Source organism: Bradyrhizobium sp. LTSP849 (assembly GCF_000938255.1).
Classification (GTDB): domain Bacteria; phylum Pseudomonadota; class Alphaproteobacteria; order Rhizobiales; family Xanthobacteraceae; genus Bradyrhizobium.
In genome coordinates, this window is the sequence record NZ_JYMR01000016.1 from 113,524 (window position 1) to 134,678 (window position 21,155).

General features: G+C 62.0%; 18 protein-coding genes, 1 tRNA gene and 2 pseudogenes. 11 read left to right on the plus strand and 10 right to left on the minus strand.

Going from position 1 to position 21,155, the window contains the following annotated elements:
* Positions 1 to 19: 19 nt before the first annotated feature.
* Positions 20 to 133, minus strand: a pseudogene (locus tag UB31_RS42540) (IS630 family transposase); the annotation flags it as partial.
* A gap of 302 nt (positions 134 to 435) precedes the next feature.
* Positions 436 to 1,140, minus strand: coding sequence for an FAD-dependent monooxygenase (locus UB31_RS42820; protein ID WP_283806080.1), 705 nt, complete (start codon positions 1,138 to 1,140; stop codon positions 436 to 438).
* Between the two features lie 178 nt (positions 1,141 to 1,318).
* Here UB31_RS42820 and UB31_RS12360 point away from each other — a divergent pair, with 178 nt between their 5' ends.
* Positions 1,319 to 1,906, plus strand: coding sequence for a TetR/AcrR family transcriptional regulator (locus UB31_RS12360; RefSeq protein ID WP_045011027.1), 588 nt, complete (start codon positions 1,319 to 1,321; stop codon positions 1,904 to 1,906).
* Between the two features lie 266 nt (positions 1,907 to 2,172).
* Positions 2,173 to 2,331 (plus strand): annotated as a pseudogene (locus tag UB31_RS42555) (LysR family transcriptional regulator); the annotation flags it as partial.
* Here the strand turns inward: UB31_RS42555 and UB31_RS12365 are convergent.
* Entirely contained in the window at positions 2,304 to 2,546 is a 243-nt protein-coding gene (locus UB31_RS12365; protein WP_045011028.1) for a DUF2274 domain-containing protein, read from the minus strand. The pseudogene UB31_RS42555 and the gene UB31_RS12365 sit on opposite strands and share 28 nt — an antisense overlap.
* Positions 2,547 to 2,555: 9 nt before the next feature.
* Positions 2,556 to 2,912 carry a TraB/TrbI/VirB10 family type IV secretion system protein gene (locus UB31_RS12370; protein WP_045011029.1) on the minus strand — a complete coding sequence of 119 codons (357 nt, stop codon included), beginning with the start codon at positions 2,910 to 2,912 and terminating at the stop codon, positions 2,556 to 2,558.
* A 950-nt stretch (positions 2,913 to 3,862) separates the two neighbouring features.
* On the opposite strand from UB31_RS12370, the gene UB31_RS12375 reads away from it, so the two are divergent.
* Positions 3,863 to 5,134, plus strand: a complete 1,272-nt coding sequence (locus tag UB31_RS12375) for a site-specific integrase (protein WP_156175314.1) — start codon at positions 3,863 to 3,865, stop codon at positions 5,132 to 5,134.
* A gap of 57 nt (positions 5,135 to 5,191) precedes the next feature.
* Here the strand turns inward: UB31_RS12375 and UB31_RS12380 are convergent.
* From UB31_RS12380 to UB31_RS12400, 5 genes are all read right to left on the minus strand, one after another.
* A tRNA-Lys gene (locus UB31_RS12380) sits at positions 5,192 to 5,267 on the minus strand.
* A gap of 167 nt (positions 5,268 to 5,434) precedes the next feature.
* Positions 5,435 to 6,052 (minus strand): Spy/CpxP family protein refolding chaperone, encoded by a 618-nt coding sequence (locus UB31_RS12385; protein ID WP_044999888.1) that lies wholly within the window; start codon positions 6,050 to 6,052, stop codon positions 5,435 to 5,437.
* Between the two features lie 195 nt (positions 6,053 to 6,247).
* Positions 6,248 to 7,249: a TRAP transporter substrate-binding protein gene (locus UB31_RS12390; protein ID WP_044999889.1), complete on the minus strand. Its 1,002-nt coding sequence runs from the start codon at positions 7,247 to 7,249 to the stop codon at positions 6,248 to 6,250.
* A gap of 167 nt (positions 7,250 to 7,416) precedes the next feature.
* Positions 7,417 to 8,979 (minus strand): 2-isopropylmalate synthase, encoded by a 1,563-nt coding sequence (locus UB31_RS12395; protein WP_044999890.1) that lies wholly within the window; start codon positions 8,977 to 8,979, stop codon positions 7,417 to 7,419.
* An 848-nt stretch (positions 8,980 to 9,827) separates the two neighbouring features.
* A complete protein-coding gene (locus UB31_RS12400) occupies positions 9,828 to 10,034 on the minus strand; it encodes a hypothetical protein (protein WP_044999933.1) in 207 nt (68 codons plus the stop codon).
* 378 nt (positions 10,035 to 10,412) lie between these two features.
* Between UB31_RS12400 and UB31_RS12405 the strand changes: the two genes are divergently transcribed.
* The 8 genes from UB31_RS12405 to UB31_RS12440 all read left to right on the plus strand — a co-directional run bounded on the left by UB31_RS12405 (position 10,413) and on the right by UB31_RS12440 (position 20,601).
* Positions 10,413 to 11,651 carry an SMP-30/gluconolactonase/LRE family protein gene (locus UB31_RS12405; protein ID WP_044999891.1) on the plus strand — a complete coding sequence of 413 codons (1,239 nt, stop codon included), beginning with the start codon at positions 10,413 to 10,415 and terminating at the stop codon, positions 11,649 to 11,651.
* Between the two features lie 116 nt (positions 11,652 to 11,767).
* Complete coding sequence (locus UB31_RS12410) at positions 11,768 to 12,907, plus strand: D-alanine--D-alanine ligase family protein (protein ID WP_245305981.1); 1,140 nt, start codon at positions 11,768 to 11,770, stop codon at positions 12,905 to 12,907.
* Positions 12,908 to 13,198: 291 nt separating this feature from the next.
* Positions 13,199 to 14,443, plus strand: coding sequence for an ABC transporter substrate-binding protein (locus UB31_RS12415; protein ID WP_044999893.1), 1,245 nt, complete (start codon positions 13,199 to 13,201; stop codon positions 14,441 to 14,443).
* Positions 14,444 to 14,533: 90 nt separating this feature from the next.
* Complete coding sequence (locus UB31_RS12420; RefSeq protein ID WP_044999894.1) at positions 14,534 to 15,409, plus strand: branched-chain amino acid ABC transporter permease; 876 nt, start codon at positions 14,534 to 14,536, stop codon at positions 15,407 to 15,409.
* Between the two features lies 1 nt (position 15,410).
* Positions 15,411 to 16,337, plus strand: a complete 927-nt coding sequence (locus UB31_RS12425; RefSeq protein ID WP_044999895.1) for a branched-chain amino acid ABC transporter permease — start codon at positions 15,411 to 15,413, stop codon at positions 16,335 to 16,337.
* Positions 16,337 to 17,818, plus strand: a complete 1,482-nt coding sequence (locus UB31_RS12430) for an ATP-binding cassette domain-containing protein (RefSeq protein WP_045011030.1) — start codon at positions 16,337 to 16,339, stop codon at positions 17,816 to 17,818. The genes UB31_RS12425 and UB31_RS12430 overlap by 1 nt, the downstream gene beginning before the upstream one ends.
* 41 nt (positions 17,819 to 17,859) lie before the next feature.
* Entirely contained in the window at positions 17,860 to 19,098 is a 1,239-nt protein-coding gene (locus tag UB31_RS12435; protein WP_044999897.1) for an ABC transporter substrate-binding protein, read from the plus strand.
* A 192-nt stretch (positions 19,099 to 19,290) separates the two neighbouring features.
* Positions 19,291 to 20,601 carry an ABC transporter substrate-binding protein gene (locus UB31_RS12440; protein ID WP_044999898.1) on the plus strand — a complete coding sequence of 437 codons (1,311 nt, stop codon included), beginning with the start codon at positions 19,291 to 19,293 and terminating at the stop codon, positions 20,599 to 20,601.
* A 283-nt stretch (positions 20,602 to 20,884) separates the two neighbouring features.
* On the opposite strand, the gene UB31_RS12445 is transcribed toward UB31_RS12440, so the two are convergent.
* Positions 20,885 to 21,155: transposase (locus tag UB31_RS12445; protein ID WP_045009670.1), on the minus strand; the 271-nt coding region annotated here is incomplete at its 5' end.

The following is a 21,155-nucleotide window of genomic DNA, read 5'->3' on the forward strand; positions in this document are numbered from 1 at the left end:
AATCCGCGGTCCGTGGACAACCCTGAAGGATCGAGAACCATGTCTCGATCTGATCGAGCCACGACGAGCGGGTCGCGGTGAAATGGAAATGCACCTTCGGGTGTTTCTTGAACCAACCCTCGTTCTTCTTGTGAATCCGTGTCGTGGAACAGGAAACTGCTCTCGCAATAGGAGGTGCGCCGTCATAGCGATCGCACACCATCCTGCCAGACGGGACGGCTATCGTGTTGGAGCGCCAGCCGAACGCCGACACAGGTAGCTATGCCGGACTCGGAGACGAGGTCGACAATCATTGGGCATGCTGTTTAAGGCCGCCGTGCTGTCGAGGGCTGCTCAGCGTCGGCGTCGAGGCCGGCACCAGACAGGACGAGAATAACCTGGGCTGGTGACCCGCTTCGACGATGCCGTCCGGCAATACGCCCGGCGCGTCTGGCATCAGGCATAGTCGGGCAAAGTAAGTGCGCTGTGAATCTGACGGGAGCTGTCCTTCTCAAGAACCTTGCTTCCCTCGGCCGCCATCTTCCGGAGCATCTCGTTGCGGACGTCGATTTCCTCCTGGGTGTCCGGGATCATGATCCGCTTGCCTTCATCTACCAGAGCCTGGTTCATCTCGACGAAGGGCCGCACCAGCTTTTCATAAGCCTCGAAGGCAGAGCTGTAGTCGGCATTGGTCGCGATCTCGCCGGCCAGGACATAGGCGCCGACCAGCGCCATGCTCGACCCTTGGCCCGACATGAAGGAGGTTGCGTGCGCCGCATCACCGGCAAGCACGACGCGCCCCTTCGACCAGACCGGCATGTGAATCTGGCTGACCGAGTCAAAGAACAGGTCCTCGGCCTTGCACATCGCCTCCACCATTTGGGGCACGATCCACCCGTCGACCCCTTTGAACATACGGGCGGACAGACTGCGCTTGTCCGCGTCGGTAAGGCTCTTGCGAAACGGCGAGGTCGGATATTTGAAGACCAGGAATGCGTACGCCAGACTGTTTTCGTCGGTCGCATAAACGACCGCATTCCTTCCCGGTACAGATGACGTCGAACGGCTGCAGCGCCTCGACGGCCTCATTCTCGGAGAGGTGATGGTCGAAGACGGCCACCTGCGCCCGGCTCCGCACCGGTGACCAATCGGCGAGGTCAAGCGCGACCCCGGCATAGTCATCGAGTATCGCCACCTTCGTCATTCGGCCTCCTAGTCAATCAACGAACGGGCTTGGGCTGGCACGTTGCGCGCAAACCTAATAAGATGCATTAATGTTTCTTATTGTTCCGAAAGCGGGGCGTCAATTAGAATCACTCGTGCATCTAAAGGGGGCGGTGTGGAGACGAAGAAGGGTCGACGACGCGGGGACGCGCTTGAGACAGCAATCCTTGGCGCCGCTTGGGCCGAACTGCTGGAGGTTGGATATTCCAGCTTCACGGTGGAAGCGGTGGCGAAGCGGGCGGGAACGAGCCGCCCTGTTTTGGCTCGCCGTTGGCCAAGCCGTGCCGATCTGGCCGTCGCCGCGCTGGCGCATTACAATAGGGCTAATCCCGTCGAAATGCCCGACCTCGGAAACGTGCGGGCCGAATTGATTTTTGTTCTGCAAAAGCTCTCGGAACGAGGCGCCAGCACCGTGATAAATGTCGTTCTGACCATGAACGACTATTTTGCGGAGACCAATTCCAGCATAGCCGATCTTCGGGGGCGTCTGGTCGGCGAGAACAAATTCGAACAGGTGTTACGGCGCGGTGTCGCGAGAGGCGAACTTGATCAGAGTAGATTGACGTCGCGCGTAGCGTCGCTGCCGCTCGACCTTCTCCGTCACGAAGTGATTATGACGCGCAAGCCTATTTCAAAAGAGCTGATTGTCGAAATCGTAGATACGATATTCTTGCCGTTAGCGGCCACTAGGGCGGCGGATTGATACGCACTACGCTCGACCATGAACGAAGTTGTGCGGCATGTGATTGCCGATACGAAATCGCTTCTGTACCGCGTTCCGCAAACGGGACAAGGGCTCAGATTCGTTCAAAACCAGAAGGCGATGGCGCTCGCGAGCACCACGGCTGGAGGGGACCAGGGCGAGTTGCTCTTAGTTAGTCGGACTATCTAGCTTCCTGACTGCGCAGTCGTGGCGCGACCGCGCGCACTAGCTCGGCGACCAGCGCCACCGCCGGATCCATGTCGGTGCGCTTTGCCGGTTTGATTTATCGCGAATTGCACGACGGGACGCGGCCGAGTTACCTGAGCTTTTCAGCACATTGGCGAGGCGACAACGAGAACCCAGCCCTTCACGGCTTTCTAAAACTGCTAGCCGGACGTTACCCCTCTCCAGTTTCTCGCGAATGAACTGCACGACGCCATTTCGCAAATCCCCGATCTGTCGCCATGAATCGCATCAGCATGGGCGCGATGAGCTTTGACGGATCATTGACCGGCTGGCCGGTTTCACGTGCGAGGGCCCCCGCATAGGCGACGAGATCGCGATGCACAGCAGCCGGTAATTCAGCGGTGACTTTGACAGGCTTGTCGTCAGCAAGCGCTCTAATCTTAAGCTTGGCCATCTTCTTTCCTCACCCTCTGTAAGGCTCTAGCACGAGGTCGCGATTCACGATCACGCGAACCGGAAATCCCGGCCTTATCGTTAGCGTTGGCTGGATGTTGAGGTTGCGTTGAACGATCTTCTGGCCGGTCTGATTTATGCTATCGCTCGATCCGCGGCGAAGAGCTTGGATGATGTCACCGCTGTTGCCGGTGTCGGAGCCGGCTCCCACTTCGCTGCCGACTGCTAGTAACGTAGACAGGAGCGCCGCCTTGAAGAGAGCGTCCCAATGATTGTCGACTTCGTCCTCTAGACCAGCGTAAAGCCGCAAAATGAGCCCCCTCATTCGACCCTTTTCGATCAAAATTTTTGTGCCATTTTGTGCCATTTTTGTGCCGTGGAGTTTTTGGAAGCGGCTGGGAATCCCGGTCGGAATGCCGCTAACCGATTGGTAAACAACGGTTTCTTTTCGTACGGCTTGAAAAGGGTTTGTAAGGAATGAAAAAGGCCGCCAGAGGCGGGCTAATTCATTGATACTGCTATCAAATCTTGGTTGCGGGGATAGGATTTGAACCTATGACCTTCAGGTTATGAGGCAGAAGGTCCGCACAATGAGCGACAGGCCTCCGTTCGCCACAACTGCCGCAAAAGGACCTCACCAATGCACAATGAACGCGGTCGAACGCTAACGAAAATGCAGCAAAATCAACGATCGCATCCTTTATCCTGCCGCTCATAACGGTCCGTTTGCGGGTTCGATGACCGCAGTCACCGAGGCAAGAATGATCAAGCTGCACCATTTTCCGCGCCAGACGCATCGCTCAGGGTTCGGGTAGTCAACCGTAAAAGCGATGACACGCCACTGCTCGGGCCGCCGTCCTATTCGCACTCAAGGCTAGCCGAATGCCCGCACGCTCGCCGACGTGGCTTTTCATGGTCGCTGTTGTCTGTCCCTGATCAGTCGACGGAGCGCGGAGGCGAAAAGTGACCGGGCGTTGTGGACGGAAGCCGCCAAAAGCGGAATTGTGCAACTCGGGTTCGATTTGCAAGTAACGGACTCGAGGAAAGCGCGATGTCGCCACGCTCTCCCCTCCCCGCCCGCTATCCTTCGACCGGCGCATGGCCCACGGTTATGCGTGCCGATATGGCAGCCGCATATCTTGATTATCGTGATACAGGTGAGCTGGCGCGTGGGGTGAGCCGGGGTGAGGCGCCCCTACCGATCGGCTATCACGGAATTGGACGCGCCAGAGAACCAATCTGGTCTAAGGCCGCCATTGACAATTTCCTCGAGCCAGATTCGGATAGTCCCGCAAAACAAGACTTGGCGTCACTCGCATGAAACCGCCTCGCACAGCATTGAAGCTTCCGCGCTATTGCCGGCGAAAGCCGTTGAAGAATGGCCGATGGGCATACTTTTTTGAACCGCCGACGTGGGCCCGCGCACAGGGTTGCCAAATTGAAGCTGAAGCATTGGGGCAGGATTACGTGGCCGCCGTCGATCGTGCGGAGAACGTCCTCTTGCCGGCCTTCGATAGCTGGCGTTCTCGCGGGCTGACGGACATGGTGCCGGCAGCCGTGACGCCAGGATCGTTTGACTGGCTAGCGGGCGTATTCAAGGCGCACCAGAAGTGGAAGGAGATCGATCACAAGACACAGCGTCTTTACGAGCAAGGCTTGTCGCTATTCGCCAACCACAGGCTGAAGGATGGCACCCGAACCGGCTCAAAGCAGATCTCAGATTTCACGAAAGGATTCGTGGACGCGGTGTATGCGAAGTTGCTCGTCGTCGAGGATAAGGACGCAGATGGCAACGTCGTAAGGCGAGAACGCCGCCGCTTCGCGAATGCCGCGATGGTCGCCTGCCGGCGGGCGTGGTTCGTCGGCCAGCGCGCAGACGAGAAGAGGGTTCCAGCCATCAATCCGTTCTCGCGCATGGGGTTGAAGGCACGCGCTCCCGGTCAGGCCGTGCGCGAGACGCCGACCGCGACGTGGGAAGATCTCGTTGCATTCCGAGCCGCCGCAAAGGACCTTGGATATCGGTCGGTGGCGACGGCCTCGCTTGTGACCTGGGAATGGCTGCAGCGGGAAGAGCACGTCTTCGGAGCCTTCGAGATCGCTCACTATCGACCCAAGGAGCGCCCGAACAGCGTCAAGATCGTGCATCCCAAGAACGGTGAGGAAGCGTGGTGGCCGCTGTTCGACGAGGCTGGCGAAGCCCTTTTCCCGGAGCTGATGGCCGAACTCGACGAAATCAAGAAGACGACAGTCTCAGGACTCGTTTTCCGGCGGGATCACGCCCACCGTAGATCTCGCACGCCGCTACCTTGGATCACCGATAAGAAGGATCTTCGCTATCTCCGGGATGTGGTGAAGGAGATCATCCGTTCCGCCGGGCTTCGAGAAGAACTCTCGTTCACATCCTTCCGCCACGGCGGCTTCACTGAGGGAGCCGACAGCGATCTCACGGATGCTGAATTGCGCGCGGCCGGACGGCACCGGTCCGCGAGACAGCTCCCGACATACGCGAAGCGCACGCGCAAACAGCTCATTTCGGGCACGAAGAAGCGTCGCGAGGAGCGAACAAAGACAGCCGGTTTGTCGGAATAGCCGCTGACCGCTTGTCGGAATGGCTCTCTTGCGAGGTCGCCAAGCCATTGAAAAGCTTGGTGGGCGCACCAGGGCTCGAACCTGGGACCCGCTGATTAAGAGTCAGCTGCTCTACCAACTGAGCTATGCGCCCGAAAGGCGGTCAATGCCTTGCGAGGCCGGTCGTTTAGCAAAGCGATCCGGGTATGGCAAGCGATGCGGCGCAGGTTTTCCAAGGGTTATTCCACAGGCCCAAAAATGCGAAAAGCCGCTGGATTCCAGCGGCTTCGCGAGGGTTAATCCCGGGGAATCCCGGATCGCTCAGAGCCGGCCTTCCCGGTCCGGGCCGCTATCGCGGTCGAAACGGTCGCCGCCGTTGAAGCGGTCCATGCCACGTTCCATCATGCGATCCATCCCACGCTCCATGAAGTGGCGGGGCGGGCCGTCTTCGCCGCCGCCGAACGGGCCGCGGTGGCGGGTCAGGAGGGCGAGGCGCCGCTTCTGGCCCTCGTCCAGGGTCTTGTAGAGGGGATCGGCGGCATCGGCGATCTTCTTCAGGGCCGCCGACGTCGCACCCATGTCCTCGGCGCGCTGGCGCAGCCGGGCGACCGGATCCTCCGGCTTGTCGGCATCCTTGTTGCCGTCCTTGGCGGCATCGCCGGGGCCGGCATTCATCCGCGCATTGGCGCGGTCGATGCGGAGCTTGGCGAAGTCGCGCACGGCGGTCTCGACCGGCGGCCACAGCTTCTCCTGGTCGGCGGTGAGCTTCAGCCCGGCATGGACCGCGGCGATCCGCGCGTCGACGAAGGCGGCGCGGTCTTCAGGGTTCATGCGGATGTGGCGGAAGTGCTCCATCCACGGGCGATGATATTGGGCATAGACCGCGCCCGAGCCGGCGATGCTGAGCGCGGCGATGGCGGCGACGGTGAACTTCCTCATAAGAACCTCCTCTGGAAGGATATCATGAAGATGAGGGTCGTTCGCCTCTCATGCAACTTACAACTTGGACAGGGAAGGCGTTCTTTCGCAGATGTAACGCACTTGAACGTCCGTTCAGCCGCAGTCTGACATCATTCGTAACAAAAAGAGCTTCCGTGCGGATCGCACGGAAGCTCGTTATTCATCGTTTGTTTATTAGTTGGTCGTGCTCTTGGATTCCTTCAGGAACTCGTCGATCAGCGGCTGGCCGACACGGCTTGCGGCGTCCTTGTAGACCGGCTCCATCGCCTTGCGCATCGCCTCGTCCTGCTCCGGCGTGAGCTTGATGATCTCGCTCTTGCCGCTCTTCTTGATCTCGGCGAAGGCGTCGTCGTTCTCCTTCTGCGACTGCGCGTTATTGAAGTCGGTCGCTTCCTTCATCGCCTTCGACAGCTGGTCGCGGATGTCGGCCGGCAGTTCGTCCCAGAACTTCTTGTTCACGATCACGACGTAGCCGATGTAGCCGTGATTGGTCTCGGTGATGTACTTCTGCACCTCGTGCATCTTCTGCGTATAGATGTTCGACCAGGTGTTCTCCTGGCCGTCGACCACGCCGGTCTGGAGCGCCTGGTAGACTTCGCCGAAGGCCATCACCTGCGGTAGCGAGCCTAGCGCCTTGAACTGCGCCTGGAGCACACGCGAGGACTGGATGCGGAACTTGACGCCCTGATAATCCGCGGGCGTGACCAGCTTCTTGTTCGCGCTCATCTGCTTGAAGCCGTTGTCCCAATAGGCAAGGCCGGTGATGCCCTTGGAGTCCAGCAGCTTGAGCAGCCGCAAGCCCAGCGGGCCTTCCGTCACCTTCCGCAGTGTCTTCAGGTCGGGAAGGATGTAGGGCAGATCGAACACCTCGAATTCACGGATGCCGAGCGGGCCGAATTTCGAGTTGGACGGCGCCAGCATCTGCACGCTGCCGAGCTGAAGCGCCTCGAGCTCTTCCTTGTCCTTGTAGAGCGACGAGTTCGGATAGACCTCGATCTTGACCTTGCCGCCGGTGTATTTCTCGGCGAGCTCCTTGAACTTCTCCGACGCCTTGCCCTTCGGCGTGTCGGTGGCGACCACATGGCTGAACTTGATGATGATCGGGTCGGCGTTGGCGGGGCCGGCAAGGCCGAGTGCCAGTGCAGCGACGGACGCCGCGATCGCGAAGGTGCGCATAATCTCTCCCTGTTGTTTTTGGGCTGCCCGGCGCGCGGGCGGCCTGTCCTCATGCCGGGCACATCCATACAGGCCGGCGCGCACGCGTGCTATTGGCCGTTAGCAGGGCAGCTATTCTCGGCGCCGTCATTCCGGGGAATCGAACCCGGAATGACGGGCTTTGAGCGTCAGCTTGCCGCCGCCGTCGTCACCGTATCGCGCTGGCGCTTCATGACGATCTTGTTGAGCGCGCCGAGATAGGCCTTTGCCGAGGCCACCAGTGTATCGGGATCCGCCGCGCGCGCCGTCATCGCACGTCCCTCATGCGAGAGCCGGACCGAGACTTCGGCCTGCGCGTCGGTGCCCTGGGTCACGGCGTGGACCTGATACAGGTCGAGCTTGGCCTCATGCGGCACCAGCGCCTTGATGCAGTTGAACACGGCATCCACCGGACCGTTGCCCTCGGCTTCCTCGATCTTGATCTGGCCGTCGACGTCCAGCTTCATGGTCGCGCGCTGCGGGCCATGGGTGCCGGCGATCACGGTCAGCGAGGTCAGCTTGATGCGGTCGTGCGACGCGGCCATCTCCTCGTCGACCAGCGCCTCGATGTCCTCATCGTAGATGTCCTTCTTGCGGTCGGCGAGCGCCTTCATCCGCGTGAACGCATCTTCCAGCTGGTTGGGGCCGAGCTTGTAGCCCATCTCCTCGAGCTTGTGCACGAAGGCATGGCGGCCGGAATGTTTTCCCAGCACCAGCGACGACTGCTTCAGGCCGACCATTTCGGGCCGCATGATCTCGTAGGTCGAGGCGTCCTTCAGCACGCCGTCCTGATGGATGCCGCTCTCATGCGCGAACGCGTTCCGGCCGACGATCGCCTTGTTGTACTGCACCGGGAACGAGGTCGCCGCCGACACCACCTTCGAGGCGCGGGTGAGCTGCGTGGTGTCGATCTTGTTCCAGAAGGGGAATTTATCGTTGCGCACGTTGATCGCCATCACGATCTCTTCGAGCGCGGCGTTGCCGGCGCGCTCGCCGATGCCGTTGATGGTGCATTCGACCTGGCGCGCGCCGCCGATGATGCCGGCCAGCGAATTCGCTACCGCCATGCCGAGGTCGTTATGGCAATGCACGGAGAACACGGCCTTGTCCGAGTTCGGCACGCGCTCGATCAGCGTCTTCATGAAGTGGGTGTATTCGTCGGGCGTGGTGTAGCCGACGGTGTCCGGAATGTTAACCGTGGTGGCACCGGCCTTGATCACGGCCTCGACGATGCGGCAGAGATAATCCATCTCGCTGCGGGTGCCGTCCTCGGCCGACCATTCGACGTCGTCGATCTGGTTGCGGGCGCGCGCGACCATGGCAACCGAGGTCTCGAGCACCTGCTCCGGGGTCTTGTTCAACTTCACCCGCATATGCAGCGGCGAGGTCGCGATCACGGTGTGGACGCGGCCGCGTTTTGCGAATTTCACCGCCTCGGCGCAGCGGTCGATATCGGCCGGGTGCGCGCGGGACAGGCCGGCGATGACGGCGTTCTTGGAGCGGCGGGCGATTTCGCTGACCGCCTGGAAGTCGCCTTCGGAGGTGATCGGGAAGCCGGCTTCGATGACGTCGACGCCCATATCGTCCAGCATCTCGGCGACCTCGAGCTTTTCCTCGAAGGTCATGGTGGCGCCGGGGCACTGCTCGCCGTCGCGCAGCGTGGTGTCGAAAATGATGACGCGGTCCTTATCGGACTTGTTCACGGGGGCCATTGTCGAATTCCTTTTGAGCTTTTGCGCCGTTTATTTGCTGGGCGCTTGAGGTGTGCGGTGATCTCGACCAACCCCTGAGCGCCCAGGCGCGTGCGCCCAGCCGGCCCTCAGGGGCAGCTAAGAAGGAGCTCGCCAATAAGGAGGGTGGGCAGGAACGCGGCCGGGATCGTGGCGGCGGCCAGAGCCACCTCCCCCGAAATCCCATCGATTTGGCCGCGAATCAGCATTGCCAGACCCTTTTGAGCCCTCAAATCCTCGGTCAAAACCGTTGACGGTTGGTTGCCGAGAGGCTCGATGGACCGTTTCTAGACGAGAAATGGGCGCAACTGCAACGCCAAAAGATGGTCAGAGGGGCTGACTTGGTTGCGGGTGGCGCCTCCAGCAGCGCGGCACGCGGCATATCAGCCCCGTCATCCTGAGGTGCGAGGCGTGCGATGCGAAGCAGCGCGCGAGGAGCCTCGAAGGATGAACCGCCGAGCTGCTTCAGCCGGGCCGCCGCCCTTCGAGGCTTGCTCTGCGGCTGCGCCGCAGGGCGCGCACCTCATGGCAGGCGGTACATACGAAAATCAGAATTTCGGTAAAGTGGAATATTTGACGTGCGTCGATTGACCCAGCGGTCGCGTGTTTTGCCCGATGGCAGCGCAAACGCTTGTAGCCCGCGCATGCCACACCCACCGCCGTCATCCCCGCGGAACCAAGCGGTTGTCGCTGGAGGTGCGAGCCTTGCGATGCAACAGCATCGCAAGGTGAAGCCTCGAAGGATGCGCGACAGGAGCTTGCGGCGCATCCTTCGAGGCGCGCAAGTGCGCGCACCTCAGGATGACGGTCGAGTTGTGGTGTCTATCAGACTACCCCGTGCGGCGGGAGCGGGCACGGCTCTCCCAGCGATCCAGCATCAGGCCAAGTTCGCCAGTGGCCGGAACCGGGGGCGGCATCTTGTTGATGGCCGTCACCTCGTTGGTATTGGCGGGCGGGGCGGCGACCCAATCCGGCTGCGCGTAGCCACGCCAGCGGCGGGCTTCCGCATGTCGTTTGCGGGAGATCAGATCGCGCATAAAATAGCCGGCCGCGAACGCGATCCCAAGCAACACAATCAAGATGACGACGCCCACACTCAACTCCGACCTTGGCCCAAACGGTTTTCTGCGCAGCAAAGCGTGCGAAATCAAGGCTTGAAAATGCCCGCAAGCCGAGTTGGTGAGATCTTTTTGTGACGAGCAAATAGTCGTTCACACCTGTGGAACCGACATACACAAGTTTCCAGCAGGAAACCGCTCGCCGTTTTGGACATTCCTGCGACGAATTTACGATATTCCACCGGCATCGCGCGCAAAGGATGCGAATCCAACCCTCGCAACCCATCGCGGACCGGACTAACCTTCGCACCGCTCGGCCGGATCAACCGGCTAGCCAACATGACCGGGAGGACGCGAATGACACGCCAGGAGGCTCGTGACCACGAGCAGCGTGACCAGGATGCTGCGCTTTCACGACGAACACTAGTCCAGGGGCTTGCGCTCGGGGCCGCGGCCACCATGGCCGGAACTGGCGCCGCGCTGGCCCAAACGGGACCTGCCGCGCCGCCGACCACGATCACCACCCCGCCGCGCGACTTCGGCCCCAACGGCGCGCCGACCACCTATTTCTGGGACCCTGACATCCTCGCGGTCGATCCGTCCTTCAACGATCTGGCGCAGCCCAACACCGCGATCAAGCGGCTCTACACCGGCGTGCTCTGGGCCGAAGGTCCGGCGTGGAGCGCGCAAGGAAGATATCTGTTGTGGAGCGACATTCCCAATAACCGGCAGATGCGCTGGAGCGAGGATGACGGCCGCGTCAGCGTGTTTCGTGCGCCCTCCAACAACTCCAACGGCAATTCGTTCGACTTCCAGGGCCGCCAGCTCTCCTGCGAACATCTGACCCGGCGGGTGACGCGCTACGAGCATGACGGCACTGCCATCGTGCTGTGCGACAATTACAACGGCAAGCGCCTGAACTCGCCGAACGACGTCGTCGCGCATCCCGACGGCAGCTACTGGTTCACCGATCCGCCCTATGGCGGGCAGCTCTATGAAGGCGAGCCCGACGCTGCGGGCGGACCGAGCAATGCGGGCGGCAAGCTCAATCCGCGGATCGGACAGCCGGCAGGCTTCACACCGGGCAAGCGCGAGCTGCCGACCAACTGCTATCGCATCGACCCCTCTGGCCGCGTCGACCTCGTCGTCACCGAGGATCAGGTGCCCGATCCGAACGGCCTGTGCTTCTCGCCCGATTTCAAGAAGCTCTATGTCGTCTCTACCGGCAAAGGCCCCGGCGACACTGGCCGCGGCGGCAATGGCGAGATCTTTGTGTTCGACGTTGGCAGCGACAACAAGCTCTCCAACCCCAAGAAGTTCAGCGACTGCGTGATCGACGGCGTGAAGTGCGGGCCTGACGGCGTGCGCTGCGACGTCAACGGCAATGTCTGGGCCTCCAGCAATGCCGGCCGCGCGGTCGGCTACAACGGCGTGACGACATGGTCGCCGGATGGCAAGCTGCTCGGCCGTATTCGCCTGCCGGAAGTGTGCGGCAACATCTGCTTCGGCGGCCCCAAGCGCAACCGCCTGTTCATGGCCGCGAGCCAGTCGCTCTACGCCGTGTACACGGCGACGCAAGGTGCGGGGCCGGGCTGACGCGCGCAAGCCGGACCACGACACGGCGCCGGCGTGCCTCGCCGGCGCCGGATTGTTTTAATGGTCTGCTCGATGCGTGAGCTGGGCGCAACAGAGGTGACTCGCGGACCGGGCGCGTGATAATTGAGCTATGGCTGACTGACAAAATTCGCGTTGTTGTTCTCTATGGCGGCAGGTCCGGTGAGCATGAGGTCTCGCTGAAATCGGCTGCCTCCGTGCTCCATCATCTCGACCGCGAGCGCTTCGAGGTGATCCCGGTCTCGATCGACAAGGCCGGACGCTGGCAGTGGAACGATCTTCGTTCGATCGATCAGGCGCACGCGACGTCCTTGCCGATCCTGGCTGATGCACCCGAGATGCGGCTCGCGAGGGGCGCGAGCGGACGCGGCGTCCTCACGCCAATTTCCGCAGGAGTGGCCGATCCGATCGAGATCGATGTCGTCTTTCCGGTCATGCATGGGCCCCTTTGCGAGGACGGCGCCGTGCAGGGCCTGCTGGAATTGACCGACGTCGCCTATGTCGGATCAGGCGTCCTCGCCTCCGCCGTCGGCATGGACAAGGATATCGCGAAGCGGCTCGCCGAATTTGCCGGCATTCCGGTCGCGCCCTATCGCGTGCTCACCCGCAAGGCCTTCATTGGGGATCGCAGCTCATCTCTCGCCAAAGCGATCGAGGGCTTGACGCTCCCGGTCTTCGTCAAGCCGTGCAACATGGGCTCCAGCGTCGGCATTCACAAGGTGAAGGCGTGGGATGCGCTGGGACCGGCGCTTGACGATGCGTTTCGCTACGATGTGAAGGTGCTGATCGAACAGGGCATCGACGCGCGCGAAATCGAGGTCGCGGTGCTCGAGGGCGAGACGCCCTTCGTGAGTCTCGCCAGCGAGCTGAACCCCAACTCCCAACACGAGTTCTATTCCTACGAGGCAAAATATCTCGATCCCGATGGCGCCCGGGTTGATCTCCCGGCCAGGCTCGACGCCGCGCAGATGGAGCGCGTGCGGTCACTGGCGGCCCAGGTGTTTGCGGCGCTCGAATGCAGTGGCCTCGCGCGCGTCGACTTTTTCCTCGACCGGCAAACCGGCCAGTTCTATTTCAACGAGGTCAACACCCTGCCCGGCTTCACGTCGATCAGCATGTATCCGAAGATGATGGAGGCCTCCGGCGTGCCGTATGGAGAGCTGCTGACGCGCCTCGTCAACATGGCGCTGGATCGGCACCGGCAGCGCCAAGCCCTGGAACGGGGCTATTCAAGCTAGGCGATCTCCGGATCGAGGACAGAGCGACTGATCGTTGCTGCGAGCGCGTTGAATCGGCGTCGCTGTCATCAATAGCCGCTGGCTGTGTGCCTGCGATGCGCCCGCATGCCCGCCGACGAAATCTGCATGCCTGATTTTCCGGAATACCCAACGCTGCCTGCAATTTACGCAGCGCTAGACTTTAGTCCCCTCTCACAATCCTGAATGCGGTTTCACTTGCCGAGAATGCCATCGCCGTTATAGTCGCGCCCAATAGCTCATAAGAGGCTTATTAAAGGGAGAGAGAACAACATGAATAAAGCACTCTCTGGTGCATTGCGAATAGCACTGGGAACGGCCGCGGCCGGCGTACTGATGATGGCATCGGGCGCGGCATTTGCGGCGGATCCGATCAGGATCGGCGTGATCGCGGAAGCGCAGGCGATCGCCGGCGCATCGATCCCGCAGGCGGCGCAGCTCGCCGCCGACGAGATCAATGCCAATGGCGGCGTCGACGGCCGCAAGATCGAGATCATCGGCTACGACAACCACTCCTCCTCGGCAGACTCGGTGCGCGCGTTCCAGCGCGCGGTGAACGAGGACAAGGTTAACGCGGTCATCGCCAGCTATATCAGCGAAGTGGTGCTGGCGCTCGAGCCCTGGGCCTCGCGGCTGAAGACGCCGTTCGTCACGCCCGGTGCGGCCTCCAACGAGATCAGCAAGAGCGTCCACGCCGATTATGAGAAGAACAAGTACACCTTCCATGGCTACCTGACCTCGGCAGCACTTGCGCTCTCGGTCTGTGACGGCGCCAAAGATCTGCTCGTCGACAGGATGCACATGAAGACGGCCGTCATCATGAGCGAGGACGCCGCCTGGACCAAGCCGCTCGATGTCGGTTACGAGGAATGCCTGCCCAAGATCGGGCTGAAGGTGCTCGACCACATCCGCTTCTCGCCTGACACCACCGACTTCACGCCGATCTTCAACAAGATCGAGGGATCGAAGCCCGACGTGATCATCACCGGCATCTCCCATGTCGGCGTGCAGCCGACGGTGCAGTGGAAGAACCAGCAGGTGCCGATTCCGATGTTCGGCATCTCCTCGCAGGCCACCAACGAAACCTTCGGCAAGGACACCAATCAGGCGGCCGAGGGCGTGCTCTACCAGGGCGTCTCCGGCCCCGGCGTCGCGGTGACACCGAAGTCGGTGCCGTTCGCCGAAAACTTCAAGAAGAAGTTCGGCAATTATCCGTCCTATGCCGGCTACACCGCCTATGACGAGGTCTATTACATCGCCGACGCGGTGAAACGCGCCGGCTCGACCGACGCCGACAAGCTGGTCGATGCGTTGGAGAAGACCGACTGGGAAGGCACGATCGGCCGCGTCCAGTTCTACGGCAAGGACGATCCCTTCACCCACTCGATCAAATACGGCAAGGGCCTGATCACCGGGCTGATGCTGCAATGGCAGGACGGCAAGCAGAGCGCGGTCTGGCCCAAGGATGTCGCCAAGGTCGACATCAAGTTCCCGAGCTTCATCAAGCTCTCGAACTAGCAGGACACGCTCCCGGGACCACCTCCCGGGAGCTTCCACATGCGTCGTACGCAGAACCTTCCTCCAGCGAGACTTTCTGGCCAATCTGAGATGCGAGCTTTCCAGATTCTGATTGATGGCTTCGCCATCAGCGCCCTCTACGCCCTCGGTGCCACCGGCTTTACGTTGATCTTCGGTGTCTCCGGCGTCCTCAACCTCTCCCACGGTGCCATCATGGTGGCGGCAGCGGTGGCGGCCTGGGCCGCCGCCAGCATCTTCAATGTCGGCACCTATGCCGGCGCGCTGATCGGGGTCGCGGTCGCGCTCCTCGCCGCCTTTGCCACCTACTTCGCGGTGGTGAAGCCGATCCAGGACTCCCGGCGCATCCCCAATGAGGAGAAGGAGATCTTCGTCCTCACCGGCACGCTCTTGTGGGGCATCATGATCCAGGAGCTGATCGCCTATTTCTTCACCAACAACGCCAAGACCGTGCTGCCGATCGTCGAGGGCGTGGTCGACGTGCTCGGCGTCCGCACGCCGAAGAACGAGATCTTCACCGCGATCGTGTGCTGCCTCGTCATCGCGCTGCTGTGGCTGCTGGTGAATCGCACCCGCACCGGCAAGGCGGTGCTGGCGGCCTCGATGAACCCGCGCGGTGTGACGCTGCTCGGCCTCGAGCTGACCAACATCTACATCGTGGTGTGGGCGATCTACGGCATCCTCGCCGGCATTGCCGGTGTGCTGCTCGGCATGTTTCTGGGCGTCAGCTCCTACAGCGTCGGACCTCTGACCGCGAGCGCGTTCTCGATCGTGGTGCTAGGCGGCCTCGGCAGCGTCTCCGGCTCGCTGATCGCGGCCTTCGTGGTCGGCTATCTCGAGACGCTGACGGCCTACCTGGTCTCGCCGGCCTACCGCACCATTCCGGCGCTGCTGCTGCTCGTGTTCGTGATGTACATCCGGCCCCAGGGCCTTCTGGGGAGGCGCTGAGATGGCGAGCTTCTTTACGACGCGCCTGTTCTTCATCTCTCTTGCGCTGGTCGTGATCGCGTCGACCTTGCCGCTCTATGTCTCTGGCTACGTGCTGGGCCTGTTGACGGTCGCGTTCTATTTCGGCGTGTTCGCGATGGCCTGGGACCTGCTGTTCGGCTTCGCCGGCGAGGTCAATTTCGGCCCGACCTTCCTGATCGGTGTCGGCGCCTACACCGCCGGCATCCTCAATGCCCAGTTCGGCTGGTCGGTCTATCTCTGCATCGTGCTCGGCGCGCTCGCCTCCGTCGTCGCAGGCCTCGTGCTCGCGCTGCCGGCGCTGCGGGTGCGCGGGCCGTATTTCGGCCTGACCACGCTGGTCGCGGTCTTGATGCTGCAAAACTTCATCGTGGTGTTCGCAGACCTTACCGGCGGCGAGATCGGACTGACCATCCCCGACGTCATCTCGATTGACGCCGGCGTCAATTACTGGATCGCGCTCGGCTTCATGACGATCTCGGCGGCGATCCTCTACGGCCTGTCGCAATCCCCGGTTGGCCTCGTGCTGCAAGCAAGCGGCCAGGACCCGGTGCAGGCCGGCGCGCTCGGCTTCAACATCGTCAAGCACAAGCTTGCCGCCTTCATCGTCAGCGCGTTCTTCTCAGGCCTGTCCGGCGCGCTGCTGGTGTTCTACTTCGGCACCGCCTCGGTCGGCACCGTCGTCGACGTCGCGGTTGGCGTGAACGTCATCGTCTCGGCCGTGCTCGGCGGCCGGCGCACCGTGCTTGGGGCTGCGTTAGGGGCGATCTTCCTGATCGTCGCCGGCGAGTTCTTGCGGCCGACCGGCGAGCTCGCGACCTTCATCGTCTCGGCGGTCGCGCTGCTCGTCGTGCTGTTCTTCCCCGGCGGCTTCCTCGGAGCGGCCCTCTCGCGCGAGGCTCGCTCGTAATGGATCAGAGGCTTACAAACCGACCCGTACTCGAAGTCCGCGGCCTGACAAAACGCTTCGGCGGATTGACGGCGGTGAAGAACCTCGGCTTCGAGGTCAACAGCGGCGAGATCTTTGGCCTGATCGGGCCGAACGGCTCAGGCAAGTCGACCGCGATGAAGAGCGTGATGGGCATCGAGCGCCCGACCGCCGGCGAGGTGATCTTCGAGGGCGAGAACGTCGCCGGCCTGCCCGCGCACAAGATCGCGCGCAAAGGCTTTGGCATGGTGTTCCAGCACTCGCGGCCGCTGAACCGGCAGACGGTGCTGGAGAACATCATGGTGGCGCTGCTGCCGGACAGCCTGTTCATGCTGTTCCCGGACAAGGCGCTGCTCGAGCGTGCCAAATGGATCGCCGACCGCGTGGGCTTGGGCTCCGTGATGAACCGCCGTCCACCGACGCTGCCGTTTGCCGATCTGCGCCGGCTCGAACTAGCCAAGGCTATCGCGCGTGATCCAAAAGTGGTGCTGGTGGACGAGCCCTTCGCCGGCCTGACGCGCGCCGAGGTCGACGTCTTCTCCGACCTGATCCGCAGCTTTCGCGATGACGGCCGCGCGGTGATGCTGGTCGACCACAACGTCAAGAGCGTCGCAGCGCTGGTCGATCGTGTGCTCGCAATGTATCTCGGCGAGGAGATCGTCACCGGCAAGGCCGAAGACGTCATGAAGAACGAGACGGTGCGCAGGGTCTATCTCGGCGGCGCGATCGAGACTCATGCGCGGCCCGAGAACAGCTTCAAGGACAAGGTGCCTCTGCTGCAAGTGGAGAATGTCAGCGTTCATTACGGCAAGGCGCAGGCGCTGGAGAACGTGTCGATCCACATCCACGAGGGCGAGTTCGTCTCGATCGTCGGGCTCAACGGCGCCGGTAAGACCACGCTGTTCAACACCATCTCCGGCTTCCTGCCCTATAGCGGCGAGATCTCGCGCGGCGGCGAAAAGCTGCGCGGCACGAGTCCAGCGAAGATCGCTCGCAGCGGCATCGTGCAGTGCCCGGAATCGCGCGAGCTGTTCGGCGAGATGAGCGTGCGAGAAAATCTCGATCTCGGCGGACAACATTTGACCGACGATAAGCGCGCAGCGCAGCTCGCCTGGCTGTTCGAGCTGTTTCCGATCCTGAAAGAGCGGCAGGGCCAAATGGCACAGACGCTCTCCGGCGGCGAGCAGCAGATGCTCGCAATCGGCCGCGCGCTGATGATGCAGCCGCAGATCCTGATCCTGGACGAGCCGACGCTGGGGCTTGCCCCCGTCATCCTCGAGCTCCTGTCCAAGGCGCTCACGAGGCTGCGGCAGACCACGTCGATCACGGTGCTGCTCGGCGAGCAGAACGTCACCTTCGCGCTGCCGCATGCCGACCGCGTCTATGTGCTCGAACATGCCCGGATCGTCTGGGAGGGCGATCCCGGACGCTTCGCCGCCGAGGCCGGCGCCGATTTTCTCTAGTTCGCGCGTATCAATAACAAAACAAGGAAAAGGAAACGACCATGCGACCACAAACGATTTTGAGCAGCAGCTTCCTCACCTCCGCGCTGGCGCTGTGCCTCGCAGCTCCCGCCTACGCGCAGTCGAACGATCCGATCAAGATCGGAATCATCGCCGAGGTGCAGTCGATCGCGGGTGCGGCGACGCCGGGTGGCGCGCAGATCGCTGCCGACGAGATCAATGCCAAGGGCGGCATCCTCGGCCGCAAGGTCGAGATCGTCACCTATGACAACAAGAGCTCATCGGCGGACTCGGTGCGCGCGTTCCAGCGCGCGGTGAGTGAGGACAAAGTCTCTGCCGTGATCGCGAGCTATATCAGCGAGGTCGTACTGGCGCTCGAGCCTTGGGCCGCGCGTCTCAAGATGCCACTGATCACACCAGGTGCCGCCTCGAACGAGATCACCAAGGCAATCCACAACGACTACGAGAAGAACAAGTACACGTTCCACGGCTATCTGACCTCGGCCGCCCAAGCCCAGATCGTCTGCGACGCGGCCAAGGATCTGCTTGTCGACAAGATGCACATGAAGACCGTCGCGATCATGAGCGAGGACGCCGCCTGGACCAAGCCGCTCGACATCGGCTACGAGGCCTGCCTGCCCAAAGCCGGCCTGAAGGTCGTCGAGCATGTGCGCTTCTCGCCTGATACCACCGACTTCACGCCGATCTTCAACAACATGGAGGCTAAGAAGCCCGACGTGATCGTCACCGGCATCTCGCATGTCGGCGTGCAGCCGACGGTGCAGTGGAAGAACCAGCAGGTACCGATCCCCATGTTCGGCATCAGCGCGCAGGCGCTGAGCCCGACCTTCTGGAAGGACACCAATGGCGCCGCCGACGGCGTGCCCTCGCTGGCAGTAGCAACGCCTGACGTCGCCGTGACCTCGAAGACGAAGCCGTTCGCGGCGGCCTTCGCAGCCAAGTTCGGCATGCCGCCTGCCTATACCGGCTACACCGCCTATGACGAGGTCTACATCATCACCGACGCCATCAAGCGCGCCGGCTCGACCGATCCCGACAAGATGGTCGCCGAGATGGAGAAGACCAACTTCGAAGGCACGATCGGCCAGATCCAGTTCTACGGCAAGGATGACGAGTTCACCCACGGCATCAAGTCCGGCCCCGGCACCGTGACCGGCCTGGTCTTCCAGTGGCAGGACTCCAAGCAGGTCGTGGTCTGGCCCGAGAAGATCGCGGAAGGCAAGCTGAAGTTTCCGAACTTCGTGAAGCTGTCGCAGTAATCAGCTTACGCCGACATCAAGCCCATCGCTCTCCTTGCGGAGCGGTGGGCTTTTCGTTGTCTTTCGCAGATGCGTTGTGACCCGCGGCCGGCGCGTATCGACCTTGGGCGATGTTGACTTTCCGCCTTCCCGCTCCCCATACTTCGTAAAAAAATAACAACCAATCATAAGACGGTTTTGAGGGAGGATAGGATGCCCACTTCACGCAGGCAGCTGCTGAAGAGCTCGGCGGCTGCCGCCGCTGCACTCAGCCTTGATTGGACCCGGGCACAGGCCCAAGCCGAGACGATGCGTATCGGCGTGATCTACGATCTCACAGGCCCGTTTGCCGCCGGCGGCTCGGTCGCCTCATCCGTCGGAACGCAGATCGCGATGGATCTCGTCAACGAGAAGGGCGGCATCGGTGGCAAATACAAGGTGGCGCCCGTCGCCGCCGACTCCCAGAGCAAGGCCGACGTCGCGATCAACGAGGCCGAGCGCCTGATCAGCCAGGAGAAGGTCGACATCATCGAAGGTGTGTTCTCCAGCGCGCATGCGGTGCCGATGGCCGCGAAAGTCGAGCAGCAGAAGAAGATCCTCTGGATCACGACCGCGGTCTCGACCGCCGTGTTCAAGGACAAGAACCTGCAATATGTGTTTCGCGCGCAGATCCACTCCGACCAGTATGGCCAGGCCTTCGCCGGCTTCATCGCCGAGCATGCGAAGACAAAACTCGGCATGGAGCCGGGCGAGGTGAAGGTCGCGCTGATCCACGAGGACGGCCCCTATGGCGTTGGCGTTGCGGCTGCCGACGAGGCCTATGCCAAGCAAGCCGGCATCCAGATCGCCCTGCGCGAGGGCTATTCGGCCTCCGCGCCTGATCTCTCGGTGCTCGTCACCAAGCTCAAGCGCGCCAAGGTCGATGTGATCTCGCATGCCGGCTACAATCCCGACATCACGCTTTTCCTGCGCCAGGCGCGCGAGAGCGGCCTGCGCTTCAAGATGCTGTTCGGAGCCGGCGCCGGCTACAGCCAACTCGACAAGCTGCGCGCGACCTTCGGACCCGACATCGACAATTTCTGCAACATCGATCCCGTGCCCGCGCAATTGCTCGATCCGGCGAAGCTTGCGCCGGGCATCGGCGATCTGACCAAAACCATGGTCACGCGCTACCAGGCCAAGACCGGCGCCACTGACGTGCCGCCGCACTGCTCGATGGGTTTCAACCAGACCTGGTTGCTGCTCAACAACGTGCTACCGGTCGCCAAGGAGAAATACGGCAGCTTCGAGCCCGAGGCGATCCGCAAAGCAGCGCTCGACGTCGACATCCCCGCCGGCGGTACCATCCAGGGCTATGGCGTCAAATTCTTCCCGCCGGGCACGCCGCTCTCCGGCCAGAACGAACGCTCGACGCCGGTGGTGATGCAGAACGCCGGCGAGCACATCTCGGTGGTGTGGCCGACGAACATCAGGACACAGGACCCGGTATTTCCGCTGCCGAAGGGTTCGACTTACGGGGTGTGAGAAGGCCGCACGGGTGGTCTCTTCCCCTCTCCCCTTGTGGGAGAGGGTGGCTCGCCGCGTAGCGGCGAGACGGGTGAGGGGTCGTCTCCGCGAGCGAACCTCTCACATCTGAATTCGCGGAGAGAAACCCCTCATCCGGCGCTTCGCGCCACCCTCTCCCGCAAGGAGGGCTTTGCACAGAGGGGCGAGCGGGCGCTTGAGGTGCGTCGCGGGCTTTTTTGATGTCAGCCCGCTACAGTGAGCGGCATTTTGCTCATTTCATCCCCTGTTGTCCTCTGTTTTTTCATGCGGAGACGGACTCCTGGCGTTGTGCGGCCAATGCGCCGGCCGCACGCCGTAGGTTGTAGGCGCAGCAGGCCAGCACGATGTGCACCTGATTGCGCTCGAAGTTGAAGAAGCGCATCCGCCGGAGACCATAATGCTCCTTGAACACGGCGTACGGACGCTCGACGGCGGCGCGCACCTTGGCGATTAGTTTGTTGCGCAGCTTCTGCCGCGGCGGCAGTTCGGGATGATGCTTGTTGGGCCGATGCATCAGGCGGTCCTTGATGCCA

What these genes read in the sequence shown, in the direction of transcription:
- UB31_RS12395 (WP_044999890.1), bottom strand. Translation starts at nt 8,979, where the DNA reads ATGGCCCCCGTGAACAAGTCCGATAAGGACCGCGTCATCATTTTCGAC.
- UB31_RS12385 (WP_044999888.1), bottom strand. Translation starts at nt 6,052, where the DNA reads ATGAGGAAGTTCACCGTCGCCGCCATCGCCGCGCTCAGCATCGCCGGC.
- UB31_RS12375 (WP_156175314.1), top strand. Translation starts at nt 3,863, where the DNA reads ATGAAACCGCCTCGCACAGCATTGAAGCTTCCGCGCTATTGCCGGCGA.
- UB31_RS12420 (WP_044999894.1), top strand. Translation starts at nt 14,534, where the DNA reads ATGCGAGCTTTCCAGATTCTGATTGATGGCTTCGCCATCAGCGCCCTC.
- UB31_RS12430 (WP_045011030.1), top strand. Translation starts at nt 16,337, where the DNA reads ATGGATCAGAGGCTTACAAACCGACCCGTACTCGAAGTCCGCGGCCTG.
- UB31_RS12400 (WP_044999933.1), bottom strand. Translation starts at nt 10,034, where the DNA reads ATGCGCGATCTGATCTCCCGCAAACGACATGCGGAAGCCCGCCGCTGG.
- UB31_RS12440 (WP_044999898.1), top strand. Translation starts at nt 19,291, where the DNA reads ATGCCCACTTCACGCAGGCAGCTGCTGAAGAGCTCGGCGGCTGCCGCC.
- UB31_RS12390 (WP_044999889.1), bottom strand. Translation starts at nt 7,249, where the DNA reads ATGCGCACCTTCGCGATCGCGGCGTCCGTCGCTGCACTGGCACTCGGC.
- UB31_RS12365 (WP_045011028.1), bottom strand. Translation starts at nt 2,546, where the DNA reads ATGGCCAAGCTTAAGATTAGAGCGCTTGCTGACGACAAGCCTGTCAAA.
- UB31_RS12435 (WP_044999897.1), top strand. Translation starts at nt 17,860, where the DNA reads ATGCGACCACAAACGATTTTGAGCAGCAGCTTCCTCACCTCCGCGCTG.
- UB31_RS12370 (WP_045011029.1), bottom strand. Translation starts at nt 2,912, where the DNA reads ATGGCACAAAATGGCACAAAAATTTTGATCGAAAAGGGTCGAATGAGG.
- UB31_RS12425 (WP_044999895.1), top strand. Translation starts at nt 15,411, where the DNA reads ATGGCGAGCTTCTTTACGACGCGCCTGTTCTTCATCTCTCTTGCGCTG.
- UB31_RS12415 (WP_044999893.1), top strand. Translation starts at nt 13,199, where the DNA reads ATGAATAAAGCACTCTCTGGTGCATTGCGAATAGCACTGGGAACGGCC.
- UB31_RS12405 (WP_044999891.1), top strand. Translation starts at nt 10,413, where the DNA reads ATGACACGCCAGGAGGCTCGTGACCACGAGCAGCGTGACCAGGATGCT.